We start from the raw sequence: 19,257 nt of genomic DNA on the forward strand, positions 1-19,257 counted from the left end.
TGCCAAATAAAGAAATCGGGGAAAGGAATGAACCACCTGCTGCGCCTGGCGTTGATCGCCACAAGTCTCCTGCTCTTGACCGCATGCGATGCGTCGGAACCGGAAGACTTGAGCCGACTCAGTCGCCTGTCCGTCGCCGAGTACATCGACGTGCCCACCGCTGGAACGCCGTTTCTTAACCGCTTCTTCAGTTTGCTCGTACGTTCCCGTCGCTCCAACTCGCCGCTGGTGATCTATCTAGCCGGAGGGCCGGGCGCCTCGTCGATGCCCCCGGTGTTTCTGGGAAGCGGCCCTTTGAACCTCGTTGAGCCATTTGCCCACGATACTGACTTCCGGTTCGAATCCAATCCGTGGTCGTGGAACCAACTGTCCAATGTCGTCTATCTCGATCAGCCGCGCTACGTGGGTTTCTATGATGGCAACGCTCCCTATATGACCTCGATAGCGGACGCTGGAAAGGAGCTAATACGCTGGCTGATGCTTTTCTCCCAGGCGCACCCTGAACTATCGCGCCAGCCGCTCTACTTCGCCGGAGAGTCCGCGGCGGCTGAGTACATTGCGCAGTATGCGCACGAGATCACCTCATATAACAAGCTTCATCCGCAACAGCCCATTCCATTGAAGGGAATGCTCGTGCAGTCAGGGACCATAGGCGCACCCGCATTGGCCGAAGGGGCCACCGGTCTGAATGCTCCAGCTCGTCATCTGCAGGCGTTCCTGTGTATAGAAGGCATGCTGCCTTCCACAGAATGCGATGCCCAGTTTCCCGAGAGCCTCGCGGCTGTGGAGAACAAATGCATAGACGAAGTCGCCGAGCGGCAACACATAGCGGCGGATAAGGTGACGGTGGACCAGGTATTCGAAGCCACCGACATTCCGGACTGCAAGCACTACATCGACGAAACGGGCGTCTTCTCCGATACCAAGTCGACCCAGTTACCTGACGTGCAGGCGTACCCGGCACCCCTCCGCGGACAGACGATCGATATGCCGGTGCATAGCATGGAGTTCAAGCCTGACTCTGCGGTACGCGCATTCAAGGGTTATTCCCCGAACCCCTACAACGTGAGCCAACCCTGCGCGGCCAGCGACTTCTTTCCGCCCTGGTGTTATGACGGATATAAGCTGGACAAGCTGTTCAATGACCCGCAGGTGCGTCAGCGCCTGTGGCCAGGGCTGGCCGGCATGCCTTATTGGCAATTCGCAAGCTTCCCGGTGGACGTAGCCATCAGCTTCGATCCCCGGCAGAAGCTCGACCTTGCCGCCTTGTACGGCGAGGCGTTGAGAAACGGCTTGCACGTCATCCTGGCGTTCGGGAAGAACGACCTGGATATCAACTATGTGACCGCGCAAGACGCCGCAAATGCCATTACGCGGCGGGCTTATGGCAAGCGCATTTTTCCTTCCGTACCCGCGGTGCTTCCCATGCATAGAGATGGACTCGAAGTGGCCGAGATGGGCGCACTGACCTTCGTGCAGGTGCCGCAGGCTGGCCACATGATCATCTTCGACCAGCCGCAAGCGGCAGCAACGCTGCTGCACTGGCTGCTCAGGGAATAGGGCGTTGCCCCCATGCGCGCGTGATGTTTGGGTATGCCGTGTCCTTCGACCGCGGGAGGACTGGACATGGTTCTAATTCAAGGAATGGGTCATGGTGACTACCGGTACCGCCGATAGGCGTGGTCTTTTCTCTAGAGTTTCGCGGAAACGCCTTCTCTTCGGATTCGTCGCGACATGCATACTCGCCCTGAGTGTCCATGCCATTATGCTGGATGTGTTTCGGGTCCCGTATCCCGCCGAGCAGGTCACGGCGCGGTTGCCCGATGCCCTCAATCACATCGTGTTCGCGTGGGGCGCGATGTGGCTATATGGAAGCCTGCATAGCCGGCTCTCCCGGCGGCCCATGGTTTGCCGTATCGCTGTGCTAACCCTGCTGTTAGGTGCGCTCAACGAGATGCTGCGCAGCTGGCTCATGAACGCGTACTGCGCCGATACGTCGGTTTCCGCCTTGGTCTTTTTCGCGGTCCAGGAGCTGCCTAAGATCGTGGCTATCGCCGTGACGGCAACGGGTGCCGTGATTGCCGGCCGACGTCTTTCCCCTGGCTGGAGACAGGGCGCGGGTGCTGTCGTATTGGGCCTGTTTTTGAGCTTCGTGTTGGGTCCGCTATTGTCCTGGCTCCAACCATTCCTCTCGGCTGCGATCAGTGGCTTGGCTCCCCATGGAGGCTGGTGCCGGCAGCCGTATGGGATGAGCGTTCTCATCCCCGCATATCTCACATTCGCCGAGCCAGCGCTGGCATGCTTGGTTTGCATGGCGATCGTGGCGAAACGGCTACCCGCGCATGGACCGCTACGTCCGCTGTCTTTCATGCTGTTGATTCTCGCGCTCAAGAAGCAGCTGCTCATGTCCTTTCTCTACGCCATCTATGCGTCGATGCCGGCGAGGACGGCGTTGGCCAGCATGGGGCAATTCTCTTTGGAAGCGGCCGCGCTGGGTTTGCTGACGGCGCTGAGCTGGGATTACGCCACGCGAGCGTCGCGCTGATCGACGCTCTACCGTTGGGCGGGCGTCCAGCTTCGGGCGAGCAGTTCTATCTCGTCCAGAAGTCCGGTCGAGAGCAGGGAAGCTGCTGGCGTGGGAGACTTAATCCCGGCTTCCAGAAGCCGAGCGGCCTGGACCAGTGAGTTCGCGCCCAGCGCTTCCGCGGCGCCGACGAGCCGGTGCGCGCTGTGCATCGCGGCAGGATGGTCGTTGGACATGCAAGCGCTGCGCAATGCTTCCACGTCGGCCAGCAAGGCGCGACGTATTTCGCTCGGGTCGAGGTGGTCCGTCGTCTCGTGGAGCGCTGTCGCCAAAGTGCGACCGCACCAGAGTTGCAGCGCATCGCGGAGTTTCTCCAGCGTGTAGGGCTTGGTGAGGACACCGTCCATGCCCGAATCAAAACAGGCCGTCATGTGCTGGTGGTCGGTCGATGCGGATACCGCCAGGATCGGTACTCGGCCATGGTTTCGTGCGGCTTCCCGCAGTCGCCACTCGCGCGTCAACTCGTAGCCGCTCATATCCGGCAGGTCACAGTCGCACAGCACGATGTCATAGGAGGACTCGCCAAGCGCCCGCATCGCGGCGGACCCACTGGCAGCCACGTCGGTCGTGCAATTCAAGGACGACAGTTGCGCCAACAGCACTTCCTGGTTGATCAGGCTGTCCTCCACAACCAGAACCCGCAGAGTCGTACCCGTCATCGTTGGCGCCGGATTGGTTTCCTGGCCGTCGTTGTCCGAAGGTCGTTCGACTTCGGTCGCAACAGTCTGGCAGGGGATATGGACCGTAATGGTCGTTCCACGTCCGGGCGCACTATCGACTTCCATCGAACCATGCATCAGTTGTACCAGCTCCCGGCAAATGGCCAATCCCAATCCGGTTCCGCCGAATTGACCGCTCGTTACCGCCGAGCCTTGGCAATAAGGCTGAAAAAGCCGCTGGCGCGTGCTGTCGTCCATACCGATACCGGTATCGGCCACCTCGATGTGCAGGACGCCTTCTCCGTTATGAATCTCCAACCAAGGGGATACGGAGACCGAGCCTCCAGGCGTGAATTTGATCGCGTTGCAGACGAGATTTCGCACAATCTGTCCGACTCGCAGGGGGTCCAATAGCACCCGGCGCGCGATAGGTCGCCGTTCTTGAACGGTAAGCACCGTCCCTTGATCCCGCGATTGGACCGCCAACAAGTCCGTGATGTTGCGTGTCAGCTCCATGATGTCCAACGGATGCGGCTGCAATTGGACCCGGCCCGCGTCCAGCTTGGACATGTCGAGCACATCATCGAGCAAGCGCAACAGATTCTGCGCTCCCCCCGCGACGATGCCGACAAGCCGCCGCGCATCGAGCGAGGCAACGGATCGCTGCAGTAATTCCATCGACGCCAGGATGGCGTGCATGGGCGATCGGATCTCATGGCTCATGACGGCCAGGAACATCGATTTCTCGCGTTCGCTACGCACCGCCAGCCGATGTTGACGGTGGGCGTACAAAGCGGAAAGCGCGATGAGCAGCAAACCAACGACAGCCAGGGAGATCTGGACCCGGTAGTACCGGAGAAGAACCTGCAACGATGGCGCGCCGTAGTCCGCGTGTTCCAGCCAACGCGCATCCATTTCATCCGTTTCCTTGGCGGTCAGCGAATCCAATGCCTTATCCAGGATCCCGCGCAGCATGGGCAGGTCTTTCCTGACCCCCATCGCCAGCTCCAACGGCACATGCGCCAACACGCCTGAGACGTGCAACATGCCGTCGTACTTGCGACGAAGCAGCGGCAATACGCCCGCCTCCAGCCCCAACGCCGCATCCGCCCGCCCATCGATCACCGCCAGCAACGCTTCTTCAGCCGACTGGGTGGGCAGCACCTTGACGCCCGGGTATAAGCGCCGAATGAGCGAAAAGTATGCGCCTCCGCTTTTGAGTGCCACGGTACTGCCGTCCAGGCGGTCGAGATGGAAGACGGAGCGGAAGCGATCGCGCGTAACGACGACGATCGAACCGACGTAATAGACGTCCGTGAAGTCTAGGTACTTCCCGACTTCTGGCGACGTGAATTGGCGCAATGCTACCGGCAGTACATCCACGTCGGCCCGCGCCAGCTTGTCCGTCACTTCGTCCCATCCGGTGTGGGGGACCATCACGAATTTCAGGCCGGTCTGCCGTTCGATAGCAGACACGTACTCGGACGCCAGGCCGGCGTGCTGCCCATTCTCAATGTACTGGATGGGTTTCCATGAAGGGTCGACCGCCATGCGCACCACGGGATGTGCGGCAATCCAGGCTTTTTCTTCGGCGCTCAAGTCCAGTGGCAGACCGGAGGCGGGAAGCGCGACAAGCCAAAGGGCGGCCGCCATGAGGGCGGCTGCCAGATTCATAATTCACCGAGCATGTGCTTGATCTTGAACAGCTCACCGTCCGATGTCACGCCGAGCTTGCGGAAGGCTGTCTGTTTTTGGGTACTGATCGTTTTTTTGCTTCGATTGAATTTCCCGGCGATCTGGGTGACCGACATCCCGTCCAGGAAGCACCGTATGACTTCCCGTTCCTTGACGGAAAGCGGCACACCGGCGAGCAGGACCGCATCGTCCTCCGGGTGCGGTGCCGGCACTTCGCGGTCGCGGTCGACACACCGGACGGATGCATCTTCCAGGCGATATGCCATGTCAGGCGACAGGTAGCGGCCGCCCGCGGCCACGGCCCTGATCGCTTTGGCGATATGGTCGACACTCTGGTTTTTCCCGACGAAACCGTCGGCGCCCACCCTCATCGCCAACGCCACGATAGCGGGATCGTAGTGCGAGGACAGAATGATGATCCGGCTTTTGGCAAACTTCGCCTTTAGCGCTCGTATAAGCGAAACGCCGTCAATCTGCTCGGGCCCGAGCGAGTAGTCGACCAGCAGCACATCGGCCGGGGTGGCAGCCAGTCCCGCGATCATGGCGAAGCTGCTTTCGTAGCTGCCGACGACGACGATATCCGACTCCGTCGCCAGGCAGGAGACCAGACCGTGTCTCACGATCACGTGATCGTCCAGGATCGCGACTCGGATGCAAGAACGGGGGTACTGCACGTGATCTCCTGATGAAAGCCCGCGGCAACGCGCGCATGTTAGAAGAAATTCGCGGAAACTTCCCGGTCGCCAACACCGTGAATGATGGGACCGTCATAACGCCAGGTAGAAATCCATGGGAATAAGCTCGACGGCCCATCCCCCCTCTTCGCCCAGCGTGGCAGCCGGGTGCATGGACGCAATGCGCAACGCCTCGTCCTGGCTGTCGGCCTCGATAATGAACAGACCGCCTACCACTTCTTTTGTTTCGGCGTAAGGCCCATCGGTGATGCGCGTCTTGCCGCCGCTCGGGCGCAGCGTCTTCCAGTTCTCGAGATCGCCCAGCGACGCGGAGATCAGGACCTTGCCCGTGGCCCGCATTTTCTCATCCAGGGCCGGGCATTGACCCACCAATTCCTTGACATCGTCTGGCGCCATCGCGGCGAATTTTTCGGGGGTGAAATAGGCCAGGCCGAGATATTTCATGACAGCTCCTTCAGGTGGTTATGCACCAACGACGAATCTGACGATTGAGAATCGACATGCGCGGGAGAGTTTTCTAACGATGCTCTCGAAACGCCCCGTGCGTCGTCATACCGAAACGCCGCTCAGCACCAGCTCGACAAAATTCCGCAGCGCGGGCGACAACTCGCTCGATCGGTACGCCATGCCCAGGCTGGCGACCAGACCGGAGTCTTTCAGGGAAATGTAATGAACGTCATCGGATCGCGTGCCGCGCATGCATGCCGGCACGATCGAGATGCCCAGGCCGCTGGCAACCAGGTTGATGGTGGATGACACCTGCGGTGCGTGCTGCACCACCCTGGGACTGAAGCCCCTGGCCTCGCATGCGGAGACGACCATCTCCGGCACGCCCGAACCAGTGGAACGTGGATAGAGCACGAACAGCTCCTCGCTTAGTTCTTCGAGTCGCACGGACTGGCGGCCGTCCAGCCGGTGGCCTTTGGGGACGACGGCCATCATGGGTTCGGTCGAGAGCAGCGAGAACGTGATATCGCGGTCATCGCCGATGGGCAGGCGCACGAAGGCGACGTCGATGCGGCCCTGGCGCAAAGCGTCCATGAGCGGTCCCGTGCGGCTTTCCTCCAGGGACATTTCGACGCGCGGATAGAGGCTGCGATAGCGTTGGAGCGCGGTCGTGACTTCAGGCCGGAACGAGGCCGACTCGGTGAAGCCGACGCTGATTCTTCCCACCATGCCCTGCGCGCTGAGTTGGCAGCGCAGGGCCGCCCTGTTGACATGCTCCAGGATCGCGCGCGCCTCTTCCAGGTAGACCTGGCCGGGCAGCGTCAGGCTGACCCGGCCGGGCTGGCGATTGAATAGCTGTACGCCCAGCTCGCTTTCGAGGGCCTTGATCTGCGCCGTCAATGGGGGCTGCGCAATGCCGATGCGCCGTGCCGCCCGGGTGAAATGCAGTTCCTCGGCGACGGCGACGAAATACCGAAGGTGGCGGAGCTCCATATCTTTGAAGTATCAGACGTGCGATCACAATATATTAGACGGATCGCCAGCCATTACCTAGACTCGGCAGATTCGCGCCCGCGCGTATCCGACCGGCTACGCGGCGACCGCATTCAGCTTGCACATCCGAATAGCGAGGAGACCATGGCATTCCAACCCGCCGATACCCTGCGTCCGCTTCCCATCGAGGGAAGCCCCGACAGCCGCTTCTACTCGCTGGCCGTGCTGGAGGAAATGGGCCTGGGGAAAATCTCCCGCCTGCCGCATTCGATACGCGTCATTCTGGAATCCGTGCTGCGTAATCTGAACGGCGCCAGCGTGCAGGAGCACCATCTGCGCCAATTGGCCGGATGGCAGCCGAACGGCGAGCGCAGCGGCGAAGTCCCGTTCGTGGTGTCGCGTATCGTGGCGCCGGACTCTTCGGGCGTGCCGCTGCTGGCGGACCTGGCCGCCATGCGTGACGCTGCCGCCGGGCTCGGTATGGTGCCGGGGGAGATCGAGCCCCTGGTGCCGGTCGATCTGGTCGTCGACCATTCCATCATCGTCGAGCATGCCGGATCGGCCGATGCGCTCAAGCTGAATATGGAAATCGAATACGAGCGCAATGCGGAAAGGTATTCGTTCCTGAAATGGGCGGCCAACGCATTCAAGGCCTTCCGTATCTTTCCGCCGGGCTCGGGCATCGTCCACCAGGTGAATCTGGAAAACCTGGCGCGCGGTGTGCATCAGAAAGGCGGTGTGACGTATTTCGACTCGCTGGTCGGCACCGATAGCCATACGCCCATGGTGAATGGCATCGGCGTGCTGGGTTGGGGTGTTGGCGGCATCGAAGCCGAAGCCGCCATGCTGGGCGAGCCGATATACCTGGTCGCGCCCGACGTGATCGGCGTGGAACTGACCGGCGCGCCGGCGCCCGGCATTGTGGCCACCGATATCGTGCTGACGGTGGTCCAGGCTTTGCGTGCCAAGAAAGTCGTCGGAAAATTTGTCGAATTCTTCGGCCCGGGCGCGGCGGCGCTGACCGCGCCGGACCGCGCGACCATATCGAATATGGCCCCCGAGTATGGCGCGACGGCGGCCTTTTTCCCGGTCGATGCCAATACGCTGGAATATCTGCAAGCCACCGGCAGGACCAAGGCGGAGATCGCGGCCTTGAAGGCATATTTCCAGGCGCAGGGCATGTTCGGCATGCCGTCGCTGGGTCAGATCGATTACACCGATATTGTGCATATCGACCTGGCTTCCGTGGTGCCGAGCGTAGCCGGGCCTTCACGTCCGCAGGACCGTATCGCGCTCAGTGACCTGAAGGAAAAAGTGCGTGGTTTGTTGCCTCAGGAGGCGTCCGCCGGATCGGGATCAGGGTCCGGTTCCGGTTCCGGTGACGGCAAAGCGCTGCGTCATGGCGATGTCGTCCTGGCCGCCATTACTTCCTGTACCAATACCTCCAATCCCCGGCTGATGTTGGCGGCCGGGATATTGGCTAAAAAGGCCGTCCAAAAGGGATTGAAAGCCGCGCCGCATGTGAAGACATCCTTCACACCCGGCTCCCGCGTCGTGACCTCGTACTTGCAGGCCACCGGCCTGGACCAGTATCTGGACACCCTGGGCTTCAACGTCGCAGGCTACGGCTGCGCCACCTGCATGGGGAATTCCGGTCCACTGGATGCGGAGATTCTGGGCCAGATCAATGACGGCAATCTGACCGTGGCCGCGGTTCTCTCAGGCAACCGGAATTTCGAGGCACGCATCCACCAGGCCATCAAGGCAAACTTCCTGATGAGCCCGCCGCTGGTGGTGGCGTTCGCCATCGCAGGAAGAGCGGATTTCGATCCTGCCAACGATGCCCTGGGCGCAGGACCGGACGGCAAGAAGGTTTATCTGGCCGATCTCTGGCCCACGGCGGAAGAGATGGCGCAGGCCTTGCCCGTCGCGCAGGATCCCAAGCATGTGCTTGGCATTTATGCCCAGGCTGGACAGAAGAACGAACTATGGGAGGCGCTGCCCGCACCCAAAGGCGACCTGTTCGTCTGGGACGCCAGCTCGACCTATCTGAAGCGTCCGCCCTTCTTCGACGGCGTGACGCTGGATATTCCGTCCAAGGGCGCAATCAAAGGCGCCCGCGCATTGGCGATCCTGGGTGATTCGGTGACCACCGATCACATCAACCCCGGCGGTTCGATCCCGCCCGAATCAGAATCTGGAAAATTCCTGATATCGCTGGGTGTGGAGCCGCGTGATTTCAACAGCTATATATCGCGCCGCGCGCATGACCGCGTCATGGTGCGCAGCAGCTTCGCGAACGTTCGCATCCGCAACCTGATGGTCGGTGAGGTGGGCAGTTATACCTTGCACCAGCCGGATGGCGAACGCATGAGTATCTTCGAAGCCGCCACGAAATACGCGGCCGAAGGCGTGCCGATGATCGTCTTCGCGGGCGAGGAATACGGCAATGGGTCCAGCCGCGATTGGGCGGCGAAAGGCCCCAGCCTGCTCGGCGTGCGCGCCGTGATCGCGCGCAGCTTCGAGCGTATCCACCGCAGCAATCTGGTCGGCATGGGGATATTGCCGCTGGAGCTTCCTGAAGGTGTCAGCGCGCAGACTTTGGGGCTGGTTGGAGAGGAGAGCTTCGATGTGAACGGGGATATGGATAACGTTCGCACCGGGCAGGTTTTCGAACTCGTCATCCATCGGCGGGACGGGGAAACGGTGAAGGTGCCCTTGAAGGTGCGTATCGATTCCGCGATCGAAGAGGCCTATTTCAGGAATGGCGGGATCCTTCCCTACGTGTTGAGGCAGCGGCTGGATCGCCATGTGGCTGGGACGGGACATGCCTGAATAAAGTGGGGTAGCACGTCATAACCGAGAATAGACGCCCACTTCCTCGAACGGTTTTCGGTTGCTACTATTTGCGCTCCCATGTGCAACGGGAGGCGGGATGGCTGCCAGCGCATTAATCGTCAAGACTCCTGAAGCGGACGCAGTGGTGGGTTCACTACGCAACAGGTACGACGCAACGTCGAAACTTGGCGTGCCCGCCCACATCACTATTCTCTTTCCGTTCATGCCGCCGGAATCCGTGACACCGGAGGTCTTGAATCGTTTACGGAGCATTTTTGCTACCGTCCCTGCGTTCTCCTATACATTGGATTCAATCGGCAGATTCGAGAAAACCACTTACCTGGCCCCCGTCCCCGCCGAGCCCTTCATCGCGTTGACAACAAGGGTTGTAAAGCAGTTTCCGGAATTCCCACCCTATAGCGGCCAGTACGCGGGGGTGATTCCTCACCTGACCGTGGCGCACGGAGATGAACGGAGCGCCACAATCGCCGAGACAGAACTGACGACCGGAATGCGTTCCCGTCCTCCTATCGTCGGTCAATGCAACGCAGTGAGCTTGTTAGAAAATTCCTCCGGCCTGTGGCGGGAGGCGTGCGCTTTTGAATTGCTGCGTTGACGCACGGGAGTACACGCCCCATCCGGCTAACTCGAACGGCAGTTCCTGGTTACGCTCGAAACGACGGCCACCGCCGCGGCGCCTCCTCGGTCGGTATCACGCACGAACGGCACGATAGCTCGCTATGCTCGACATCGAACACATCATCCAAGAAGCCACCCGCGAGCGCCTCATCCCCGGCGTATCGCTCGCGACCCTGCGCAACGGTGAAAGAGACATCACGGTTTCTTGCGGCATCCGAGGCGCGCGCGACCCATCGAGCGTAGATGCTGAGACCGTTTTCGAAGCCGCGTCGCTAACAAAGCCGGTAGTTGCCTATCTCGTGCTGCAACTCGTCGAACAGGGCCTATTGGACCTGCACCGCCCATTGGTCGACATATGCGGTGAGCACATCCCGGCCGATCCCAGGTCTCGGCGCATATCGGCTTTTCACGTCCTGACGCACACAAGCGGCCTGCCGAATATCGTGAGGCCGGAAGCCCCCCTGCGAACCTATTTCGATCCAGGCGAGCGTTTCAGCTACGGCAGCAGTGCATTTGCCTGGCTGCAGAAGGCAATGGAGACGATCACTGGCTATCCGCTGGCGGCGCTCGCACAGGAACGAGTTTTCCAACCTCTGGCCATGCTGCGTTCCAGCCTCGCCTGGCACGAAGACTTCGAGCACAACCATGCGCAGGGTCATGAGTGGGACGGGGAACCGGTCCCCAAGCGGCGCCATGCTGCCGCACAAGCATCCTGGTCGCTCGTGACGACGGCATCCGACTACATTGCCTTCGTCCAGCACGTGCTGTCGCAAGGTGGTGGCTTATCCGCATCGACGTACGACGCTTGGTTCATACCCCGCGTAAATACCCGTCAGGGCGACAATGCCGAAGATCTGCCAGGCGTCAATCCCATCGACCCGCATGTGGCGTGGGGCCTGGGGGTGGGCCTTGAACCCGCGGAAACCTGCTTTTTCCATTGGGGCAACAGCCCAGGCTTTCGGGCCCTCGTCGTGGCCAACCGCACCACAAGAGACGCCGTCGCGTGGTTCACCAATTCAGCACGCGGCCTGCGGATCGCTCACTCCATCCTGCCTGCGACGGTGCCCGGCGACCATCCCTGCCTGCGGTGGCTGGGCATCGGTCCGCTGTGAGGTTTCGCTGCTTGGCTATCCATTCTTAGCGTCGTCGTTGCTTTGAATTCGTCAGTGAGGCGATCAGGAGACTCCGGCGTCAAGTAGAGCCATGTGACTTTGGCGTCTACTGGATTGAGAAGGATGATTGGTGTCAGGACTGGGGCAACGCAGGGAGGCGGCGTCGTGACGCAAGGCCGCCGGCCGCGCTGGACTCGGCTCTGCACTGGCGCTCGATGACTGCTCTCGGGCAAAAGCTGCCGGTCACCATTTATTCTTGACCTGACCGCTTCAGGGCCGAAACTGAGTCACTGCCCTCGCCGGTATGAGCGACCGCCTCGGCCATGACCGGCAATTGACGTAAAGCCGGCAGCGCTGAGCGGTGAAATTCGTCAAGCCGATGTCCACAACCGATGTCGGCAATGGTTTGGACTAGGAGCTCATGTTTTTATGTGCTTTAATCTCATTAAATTATGATCCGACCGCAGCATGACCTACGAAGATTTTCTTGCTGAGCTGAACAAGGCAGGCCTTAGCGTCAAGCGTTTCGCTAACTTGATCGGCATGCAGCCCAACTCGGTTTCCAACAACAAGAAAAGGGGCGAGGTCCCCTTCCATCTCGCATTGATCGCCAGTCTCCTCGCTGAAATGTCCGCCCATCAGATCGATTACGAACCCGTAGTGGCACGAGTGCAGCCGCTCAAGAAGCGGCCACGTGGTGCCGCAGTGGACGGGCGGTTTGCAGGTGACAAGCAGACGACGCTGGGGTTTGCCAATGAATGAGTGTCGAAGCGGGAGCGCGCTGGACCGCGCGAAGACCTCAACGCGACCGGGACGGCACGGTTCATGAGTGCAGTGATCGAATCCCGCTGGGTCAGCGCCCTGGCACTCGACCGCCGTCGGGCGCCCGAGTTCTATGCGGCGGGCAGTAGCGTCGCTGCAGGCGCACACGCCGACGCGATCCGCTTTGCGCTGGGCGAGTTGGGGCTGTCGGCTGTCAGTTGCATCAACGGCGTTCCCACGATTGGATTTCTGAGCGATCCGAATGTTTCCTTGGAACGTGTCAATGAGCTCCACCGAATCCTGTGGAACCAGGGATTGATGAGCTTGCTGCTCGTCATTCGCGATGACGAGCTGACGGCGTATTCGCTGGTCCAGCGACCACTGTACCGCGACGAGAGCCGGGGCAAGGATCCGCGACTGATCAAAACACTCAGTCTTTTGACCGACGCGCTCGCGCTACGCGAACTGCTTGATGCCACGGAGTCCGGGCGGTACTGGTTCGAGAACGACGGTTACTTCAATCCAGGCGATCGGGTCGACAACGTCCTGCTGATCAATCTGCTGACAGCGTTTCAAGGGCTCAAAGACGAACTGGGCGCAGAACCGGCCCAGGCTCTGCTGATGCAGACGATGTTCGTGGCCTACCTGGAAGACCGGCAGATCATCGGAGAGACGGTTTTCCGTGCCGCGTCGCAGGGTCGCTACGGAAGTCTCCAGGAACTGCTCGACGCCGGAAAGCCTGCGCCTTTTGAGAAGCTGTATGTCTGGCTGCATGAGGCATTCAACGGCAATCTCTTCAAGGCGCCGTGTGCCTTCGAAACCGGGGATAGACCGCCGCCGAAGCTGAAGCCCGCTCACTTGGCCGTGCTCGCACGGTTCCGTCATGGCCGCGAGGACATGGCCACTCGGCAGCTTCGGTTCTGGGGCTACGATTTCCGATATATGTCGATCGGCCTGATCAGTGCGGTCTACGACAGATTCCTAAAGGAGGAATCCTCTAAAAAGAACGCAGATGGAGCGTTCTACACCCCAATGTTCCTGGCCGACATCGTCGTCAACCAACTCTGGGACGAGCTGACCGACGATCAGAAGGCGGCCGGCATCTATTGCGATCCGGCGTGCGGCTCCGGCATCTTCCTGGTGCGGTTGTTCCAGCGCCTAGTCGCGCATCACTGTCACGTCAAGGGCAAGCGACATGCCACCTGGGCAGAGCTAAAGGGCTTCGCCAGTCGACTACATGGCGGCGACATCAACTCGTCGGCCGTGCGTGTCGCGTCTTTTTCGCTCTACATCGCGCTACTTGAACTCTCCAGTCCTTCTGATCTACCCAGGCTCATCAAAGCCGGGAAATTGCTGCCACCGCTGTATGGCAAGACGCTGCACCCCGGGGCGGACTTCTTCAGCGTCAAAGAGGCGCCGGCGTATGACGTGATCATCGGCAATCCTCCCTGGAAAGGGCGCGCAGGACTAGAAACGACCGCTCAGAACTGGGCCAAGGCTAAAGGGTATCTCCTACCGGCCAAAGACATCGCATGGGGTTTTGTATGGAAAGCACTGGAGAGCGTGAAGGCCACCGGACTCGTTGCGTTCCTGCTGCCGGCCATGGGAACCCTGCACAACACCGACAGCCAAGCCGCACGAAAAATGTTGCTGGAGCGATCCACGATCCGGCGGATCATCAATCTGTCGGATCTGTGCTTCCAGCTTTTCGACGGAGCGGCACGCCCAACCGCCTTTGTGCTCTACAGCCCGCAACAGCAGAAGGCTCCTTACCGGTTCGAGTACTGGGTTCCCAAGGCTGACCTCAACCTTCGACTCAAGCGACTGGTGACGCTGTCTCGAGCGGATCGCCTGACGTTTCGCTCCGACCGAGTCGCAATTGATCCGACCGCGTTCAAGCGTCGGTTGTGGGCGCGAGCTCCGGAGGAGCGGCTGCTGCAATATCTCCGGACAATCCCGTCCTTAGCATCATTCGTTCGCGAGTCTAAGGCGTTCAAACGCGCCAAGCATGAATTCAACCGCGACGAGCATTGGGTGATCGGGCAGGGCTTTAAACCAGCACAAGAGGATCGCCTAGATGATGACGAATACCAGACGACCACGGCCGAAATCGTGACTCGTCTGCCGTATCTGCACGCGAGCCAATTTCAGTCCATCGCGCTTCCGAAGGTAGAGAATCCGCCATGGCCAAATGCGCTCGTACATCGGGCTGGCTTCGAAGCTGGGTTCCGCGGGCCTCATATCATGATTCCGCAAGGGGTGGAGCGCGCCGTGGGTCGAGTGCGAGCTGCGTTCAGCGATCAGGATTTCGTGTTTCAGCACTCGCTCCAGGCCCTAACCGTGCCGCCAGCGCAACGGCGAATGGGTATGGTGCTTACTGCGGTGCTGAACAGCAGCTTGGCGGCCTGGTTCTATTTCCATGACACGGCAAACCTCGGCGCTGATCGAGCCAAGGTGCATCAGGGTGAACTGCTGAAGCTTCCATTCGACGTCCCAGAGAACATGCCGGATCCGGAGAGGGCGCTGAAGGCGGAGAAAGAAATCGCCGCGCTGATCAAGCGGGAGATGGCGAACGCGCAGAAGGTGCTTGTCGCCCAAGATGACGTCTTGAGCAAGATCGACCGCCTAGTGTTCGATTACTACGGGCTCGACGCCAGTGACGTGGCCATCGTCGAGGACACGGTCAACGCAGTCATCCCTGCCATGCAGCCCAGGCGCAGCGCCGGACTGCAACCTATCTGGGCGGCTGCTTCGCCGGTCCAGCGCGAGGCCTATGCGGCCATGCTTTGCAAAGCCCTAGCGTCGCACTTCCGCGTACCAGTCAGCGCGTCGCTGGCGGTACGCGCTACAGACGTCGCCGTGTTGAAGTTGACGATTGGTGATGCCGTTACGCCGTATGCGGAGGACACTTCGAGCGAGTTCAACGAATTCCTCAAGCCAATCACCGCGAAGCTTTCGATGGAGATGCCTGGCAACGTGCAACTGATGCCTGATCTGCGCATCGTCGACGGCCGCGACATGTATCTAGTGAAGCCCGCCGCGCTCCGGCACTGGCTTCGGTCCACCGCACTCGCGGACGCAGAGCAAATCGCCGCAGAGTTGGCGGCCGCCGCCGCCCGCCATGGACAGGAAGGGACGCTTCGTGCTCGCGGGTAGCCCTGGAGTCTGGCTCGCTCAGTTCCGAGACCTTGGCGAGCAGATGGCCGAAGCGATCGAGGACGCATGGCCGGTTTGCATCAAGCCCTTGCAATCCAGGAAGGGCGCGATGACGCATGAGGATCACATTACTGTGCATCTCGTAAAGGCCCTCAGAAGGAAAAAGAAGGTGCCTGGCCGTATTGAATACCAGTATTCCCTGCAGGAAGAGCATGCGGACGGCTACGTGACGACGCCGAGCAGCATCGACTTTGTGCTGACAGTGGGGGACGATGAAGAGGTCTATTTAGCGTACGAATGCAAGCGGCTGAACGTGACCTATGGGACTCGAGTCCGCAACTATTGCGGGCCGTACGTCGACGACGGCCTAATGCGCTTCGTATCTGGCCAATACGCCAAAGGGCTCCCGATGGCGACGATGATCGGCTACGTGATGAACGGCAACAACGCCACCGCGCGCCGAGGGCTGCGCCGGGTGATGAAGCTACGCAGCGCTGCATTGCGACTGATCGCTGAGCAGGATCATCTCTCGATAGCAGGGCGCCCCACGCGATTCACTTCCACACACGATTGCAGTTCTGGGCACAGCATGAGCGTCGAACACCATCTCTTGTCTTGGCCGTAACAATTCACGAGACATCCAATCGCAACCTGGACTACTTTCATGATTATGCGGCTCCCCTCGACATGCATTTTGGCGGGCAGGGTAGCGAATCCGAAGGACTGCTTGGTAAGAGCTAGTGCGAGCTCGGCTCGTAGAGGCCGCGGACTGCGATCGCTGCGCAGCAGTCGTTGGTGCGGGGGGATTATCCGGGCACATCTGAACTTCCGCTTTGGGTCGGTAACGGTCGCTGGCCATCGCACAGCTCCTTCGGTGAAGGCCTCTATTCGTCATCCACGACCGGAGCGAAGTACCGAGCATCTCCGACCGCATCGCCGTCATGGCGCCCGGCGTCATCCGCCGGATCGCGAGTCAGCGCGGTATGGGACACGAAGCCTGCCGGAGGCGCGGCGTATGTCCTTATAGTCGCTTCGCCGGACATCTCCTTGCCCGACTCACCTACACCCGAAAATCGGGTCGAAATCCGCGCTCCACGTGGAGCCGACATAAGTTGTCCAGTTCCAAGTTGCATGACCAAAATTCCAACTTGAATGAACTTCGACACCTGGGTCAAGGCTGGGTGTGGGAAGGACATCGATGCCCCGCCCAACCTGTGAAGACGGTCGAATCGCGTTGTGTGACGACGACTACGAAGAACCGACACGGTTAAAAGTTCGGGTTGCGTCCATAAACTTTTCGATAAATCCTTCGAGCTTGCGCAATCGCAGCTGATTGCGCGTCGAGGTCAAGCTGACCGCAGTAGACGCGAACATTTCCGACGTCGCCCGGCCCGACATCGGGACTTCCCGAATTGAGCACAACCAAATACCATGCGCAGCCAAGAACGGGGTTCTTGACCTGACCCTTGTACGGCCATGCGACATATCCGTACGCCAAGTTGCGCTGCGCCTGATAGCTTCCCTTGTAGGCGGCAGCCTGTGTGCCGGAAAACGTGGTCGGAACGGCAGCGTATCCCGCCGCCGGCGCATATACCTCCGCTATAGCGCAGATCAGAATAGGGATCATCTTTTTCATTCTTGTTCGCTCTCAAAGATGGGCGGATGCGTGTTTAACCACAGCAGCGGTGCAGCGGAAGTCAGGCGTGTATTCAATGCAGACGGGAAAGGCGTCCCGACGTGCCACGGCCAATGGCGCTTACGTGACGGTTATGCCCAGTCAGCATCCTGTTTTGAGGCCGGATCACGAACGAGATGCTCTCGTATATTGTCGCCGGCCCGACGGCTCACCAACATCAACTTATCGAGCACCTCGTCCGCTTTCTCCCCGTGCTGAGTGAGAATGGCGCGCACTCTAGGCCAATCTGATTTGCCATTAGCGGGACCATGCGCGACTATGATCGGAGCTTTCCCGCCGCGACGCTTCTTCTTCCTTTGCACTACACCGGTTACCGCGTGCGGACCATAAACCACATCGTCGCGGCAGTCGACTGTAACAATCAGGTCGCCTATACGAACTCGGCTCGCAAGCTCCTGCTGCCGTTCATAGACAACGAAGTCGCCGCTGCACTTTTTCCCCATCGTTAAACAGGTCGCCCAATTCCTGCGCGATCGCCAGGCTCTCGGTCTCGTCAACCGGAAGCCAATCCGTAATCCACAAGCGGGCACCCACGTCTAGCATGTCTGTATCCCTATTGACCTCTATCGCGCTCGGGCGAGCGAGTTCGTCTTCATCGAGTGGTAACGCAGACGGACACTGCGCCAGTGCAACAACAATCTCGTCGACTTGCGCAACGATTGAACCATCAGACGTCAACAGGGTGACTTCCGTCAGCTGTTCGGAGTTTTTAGTCATATTCGACGACCCAATCACCGCGTGGCCGCCGGTCCTAACGACTTTCGCATGCAGCCGTGGAACGCTGACGATGGACACACCGCGTTTATGCAGCATTACGAGCGTTTCGACTTTGGTGGTGCCGCTTTTGACGATCTGATCAGATGCATCGCAGTACAGGGTATCGCCAACAGATAAGTGCAACGGATCATCAGTGACATAGGCGGAAACTACGATCGTCGCGCCCCGCTTAACCTTAGCGGCAGCACTCCAAATGTTTTCTGTCAATACTTGATGCATGTAACCTCTTTTGAAGCCGTTGCTTAGGGATTGTTGACCAAGTGCGTGAAGCATGCGTCGCCTAACGCCTCAAAAAATTTCGGCCTGCGCGTATTCGATGCGGACGAGAATGGGCGTTATGCCAACAGCCTAGCCTTCTGCTCCGCGAATTCCTGCTGGTTGAGGATTCCTTTTTCATATAAGGCAGCGAGGCGCTCAAGCTTGCTGACCACGTCGTCGCCCTCCCCTGCTACCGGCCCTGACCTTCGATTAAGCTTTCGCGCATCCATCGCCTCTTGAACCTTGTTGGTAAACGCTACGACCGTCTTCTTCCAAACGTTCTTAATGACCCGCCGGGATGCGCCGTCCTCAACTTCAATCCTTCCGAACATCAAGCCGGTCTCACCCGAGACCGCGTTGACCTTATCGAGATCTATCGCTGTCTGCTTAAGGCCGTAGATTAGACCCTTGTCCAAAAAAATGATGCGCCTGTCGGTTAAGGTGATGAGCCAAGTGTTGCCGTCCATCATCCCAGACGTGAATGCCAGGATCTGCTCGCCATCGGAAAGGACTGAGGGGAGATGATTCAGCTCTCTCTTTGTGAAGAACTGATCATCGCCGATCTCGGCGGCGATTTTGTTGTACTCGCGCTTCAGGTCTGCGGGAGCTGCGTTCTTGAAATCGAAGGCCATTCAGTCGCCCATATGTATTGATTACGGTACAAAGCAGCTTGACGCCGCCATATGTCAAGATGTTACTCCGCGTAGCCGGCGGCGCCTATCCCAAAACAACTCGCGTGTTCGCCTAAGGTGGATTTTCCCCCCGTTGTTCACACATCGCGGAGCTGTGCGTTCGTATCCACGACACGTGGGACGCACATTTGCACTTCGACCCTTCCCTGCGTACCTAGGCTGGGTTGGTTTCGTCGAGGTTCAACCCGGCTTAGCCGCCGCGCACAGTTTCGGTTAAAACGTAATCGCACGCCGCCGCCCTGCAGGGCCCATAC

General features: G+C 59.8%; 15 protein-coding genes. 8 read left to right on the forward strand and 7 right to left on the reverse strand.

The annotated features are described in order from the left end of the window. The first annotated feature begins 27 nt into the window (after positions 1-27). Positions 28-1,560, forward strand: coding sequence for a S10 family serine carboxypeptidase-like protein (locus tag ACNA0R_RS07930; RefSeq protein ID WP_415825401.1), 1,533 nt, complete (start codon positions 28-30; stop codon positions 1,558-1,560). Positions 1,561-1,651: 91 nt separating this feature from the next. Continuing rightward, on the forward strand, positions 1,652-2,545 hold the full coding sequence (locus tag ACNA0R_RS07935; RefSeq protein WP_415825402.1) for a hypothetical protein: 894 nt from the start codon (positions 1,652-1,654) through the stop codon (positions 2,543-2,545). An 8-nt stretch (positions 2,546-2,553) separates the two neighbouring features. Here the strand turns inward: ACNA0R_RS07935 and ACNA0R_RS07940 are convergent, their stop codons facing one another. From ACNA0R_RS07940 to ACNA0R_RS07955, 4 genes are all read right to left on the reverse strand, one after another. After that, a complete protein-coding gene (locus ACNA0R_RS07940) occupies positions 2,554-4,917 on the reverse strand; it encodes an ATP-binding protein (RefSeq protein WP_415825403.1) in 2,364 nt (787 codons plus the stop codon). Further along, a complete protein-coding gene (locus tag ACNA0R_RS07945) occupies positions 4,914-5,612 on the reverse strand; it encodes a response regulator (RefSeq protein ID WP_415825404.1) in 699 nt (232 codons plus the stop codon). The genes ACNA0R_RS07940 and ACNA0R_RS07945 overlap by 4 nt, the downstream gene beginning before the upstream one ends. Before the next feature lie 93 nt (positions 5,613-5,705). Next, positions 5,706-6,077: a YciI family protein gene (locus ACNA0R_RS07950; protein WP_415825405.1), complete on the reverse strand. Its 372-nt coding sequence runs from the start codon at positions 6,075-6,077 to the stop codon at positions 5,706-5,708. 105 nt (positions 6,078-6,182) lie between these two features. After that, positions 6,183-7,073, reverse strand: a complete 891-nt coding sequence (locus ACNA0R_RS07955) for a LysR family transcriptional regulator (protein WP_415825406.1) — start codon at positions 7,071-7,073, stop codon at positions 6,183-6,185. A 144-nt stretch (positions 7,074-7,217) separates the two neighbouring features. Here ACNA0R_RS07955 and acnA point away from each other — a divergent pair, with 144 nt between their 5' ends. The 6 genes from acnA to ACNA0R_RS07985 all read left to right on the forward strand — a co-directional run bounded on the left by acnA (position 7,218) and on the right by ACNA0R_RS07985 (position 16,205). Next, positions 7,218-9,908, forward strand: coding sequence for an aconitate hydratase AcnA (gene acnA, locus ACNA0R_RS07960; RefSeq protein WP_415825407.1), 2,691 nt, complete (start codon positions 7,218-7,220; stop codon positions 9,906-9,908). Between the two features lie 100 nt (positions 9,909-10,008). After that, positions 10,009-10,527 (forward strand): 2'-5' RNA ligase family protein, encoded by a 519-nt coding sequence (locus ACNA0R_RS07965; RefSeq protein ID WP_415825408.1) that lies wholly within the window; start codon positions 10,009-10,011, stop codon positions 10,525-10,527. Between the two features lie 124 nt (positions 10,528-10,651). After that, positions 10,652-11,662 carry a serine hydrolase domain-containing protein gene (locus tag ACNA0R_RS07970; protein ID WP_415825409.1) on the forward strand — a complete coding sequence of 337 codons (1,011 nt, stop codon included), beginning with the start codon at positions 10,652-10,654 and terminating at the stop codon, positions 11,660-11,662. Between the two features lie 468 nt (positions 11,663-12,130). Next, positions 12,131-12,424 carry an XRE family transcriptional regulator gene (locus ACNA0R_RS07975; protein WP_415825410.1) on the forward strand — a complete coding sequence of 98 codons (294 nt, stop codon included), beginning with the start codon at positions 12,131-12,133 and terminating at the stop codon, positions 12,422-12,424. Positions 12,425-12,487: 63 nt separating this feature from the next. Beyond that, positions 12,488-15,580, forward strand: a complete 3,093-nt coding sequence (locus ACNA0R_RS07980; RefSeq protein ID WP_415825411.1) for an HsdM family class I SAM-dependent methyltransferase — start codon at positions 12,488-12,490, stop codon at positions 15,578-15,580. Positions 15,581-15,623: 43 nt separating this feature from the next. Beyond that, complete coding sequence (locus ACNA0R_RS07985; RefSeq protein WP_415825412.1) at positions 15,624-16,205, forward strand: hypothetical protein; 582 nt, start codon at positions 15,624-15,626, stop codon at positions 16,203-16,205. 642 nt (positions 16,206-16,847) lie between these two features. Here the strand turns inward: ACNA0R_RS07985 and ACNA0R_RS07990 are convergent. The 3 genes from ACNA0R_RS07990 to ACNA0R_RS08000 form a co-directional block, all read right to left on the reverse strand. After that, positions 16,848-17,216: a hypothetical protein gene (locus ACNA0R_RS07990; RefSeq protein WP_415825413.1), complete on the reverse strand. Its 369-nt coding sequence runs from the start codon at positions 17,214-17,216 to the stop codon at positions 16,848-16,850. Between the two features lie 465 nt (positions 17,217-17,681). After that, on the reverse strand, positions 17,682-18,272 hold the full coding sequence (locus ACNA0R_RS07995; protein WP_415825414.1) for a phospholipase D-like domain-containing protein: 591 nt from the start codon (positions 18,270-18,272) through the stop codon (positions 17,682-17,684). Between the two features lie 116 nt (positions 18,273-18,388). Then, complete coding sequence (locus ACNA0R_RS08000) at positions 18,389-18,943, reverse strand: PH domain-containing protein (RefSeq protein WP_415825415.1); 555 nt, start codon at positions 18,941-18,943, stop codon at positions 18,389-18,391. Between the last annotated feature and the right edge of the window lie 314 nt (positions 18,944-19,257).

The sequence above is a fragment of the Bordetella sputigena genome, from assembly GCF_965137885.1.
Classification (GTDB): domain Bacteria; phylum Pseudomonadota; class Gammaproteobacteria; order Burkholderiales; family Burkholderiaceae_B; genus Bordetella_C; species Bordetella_C sputigena.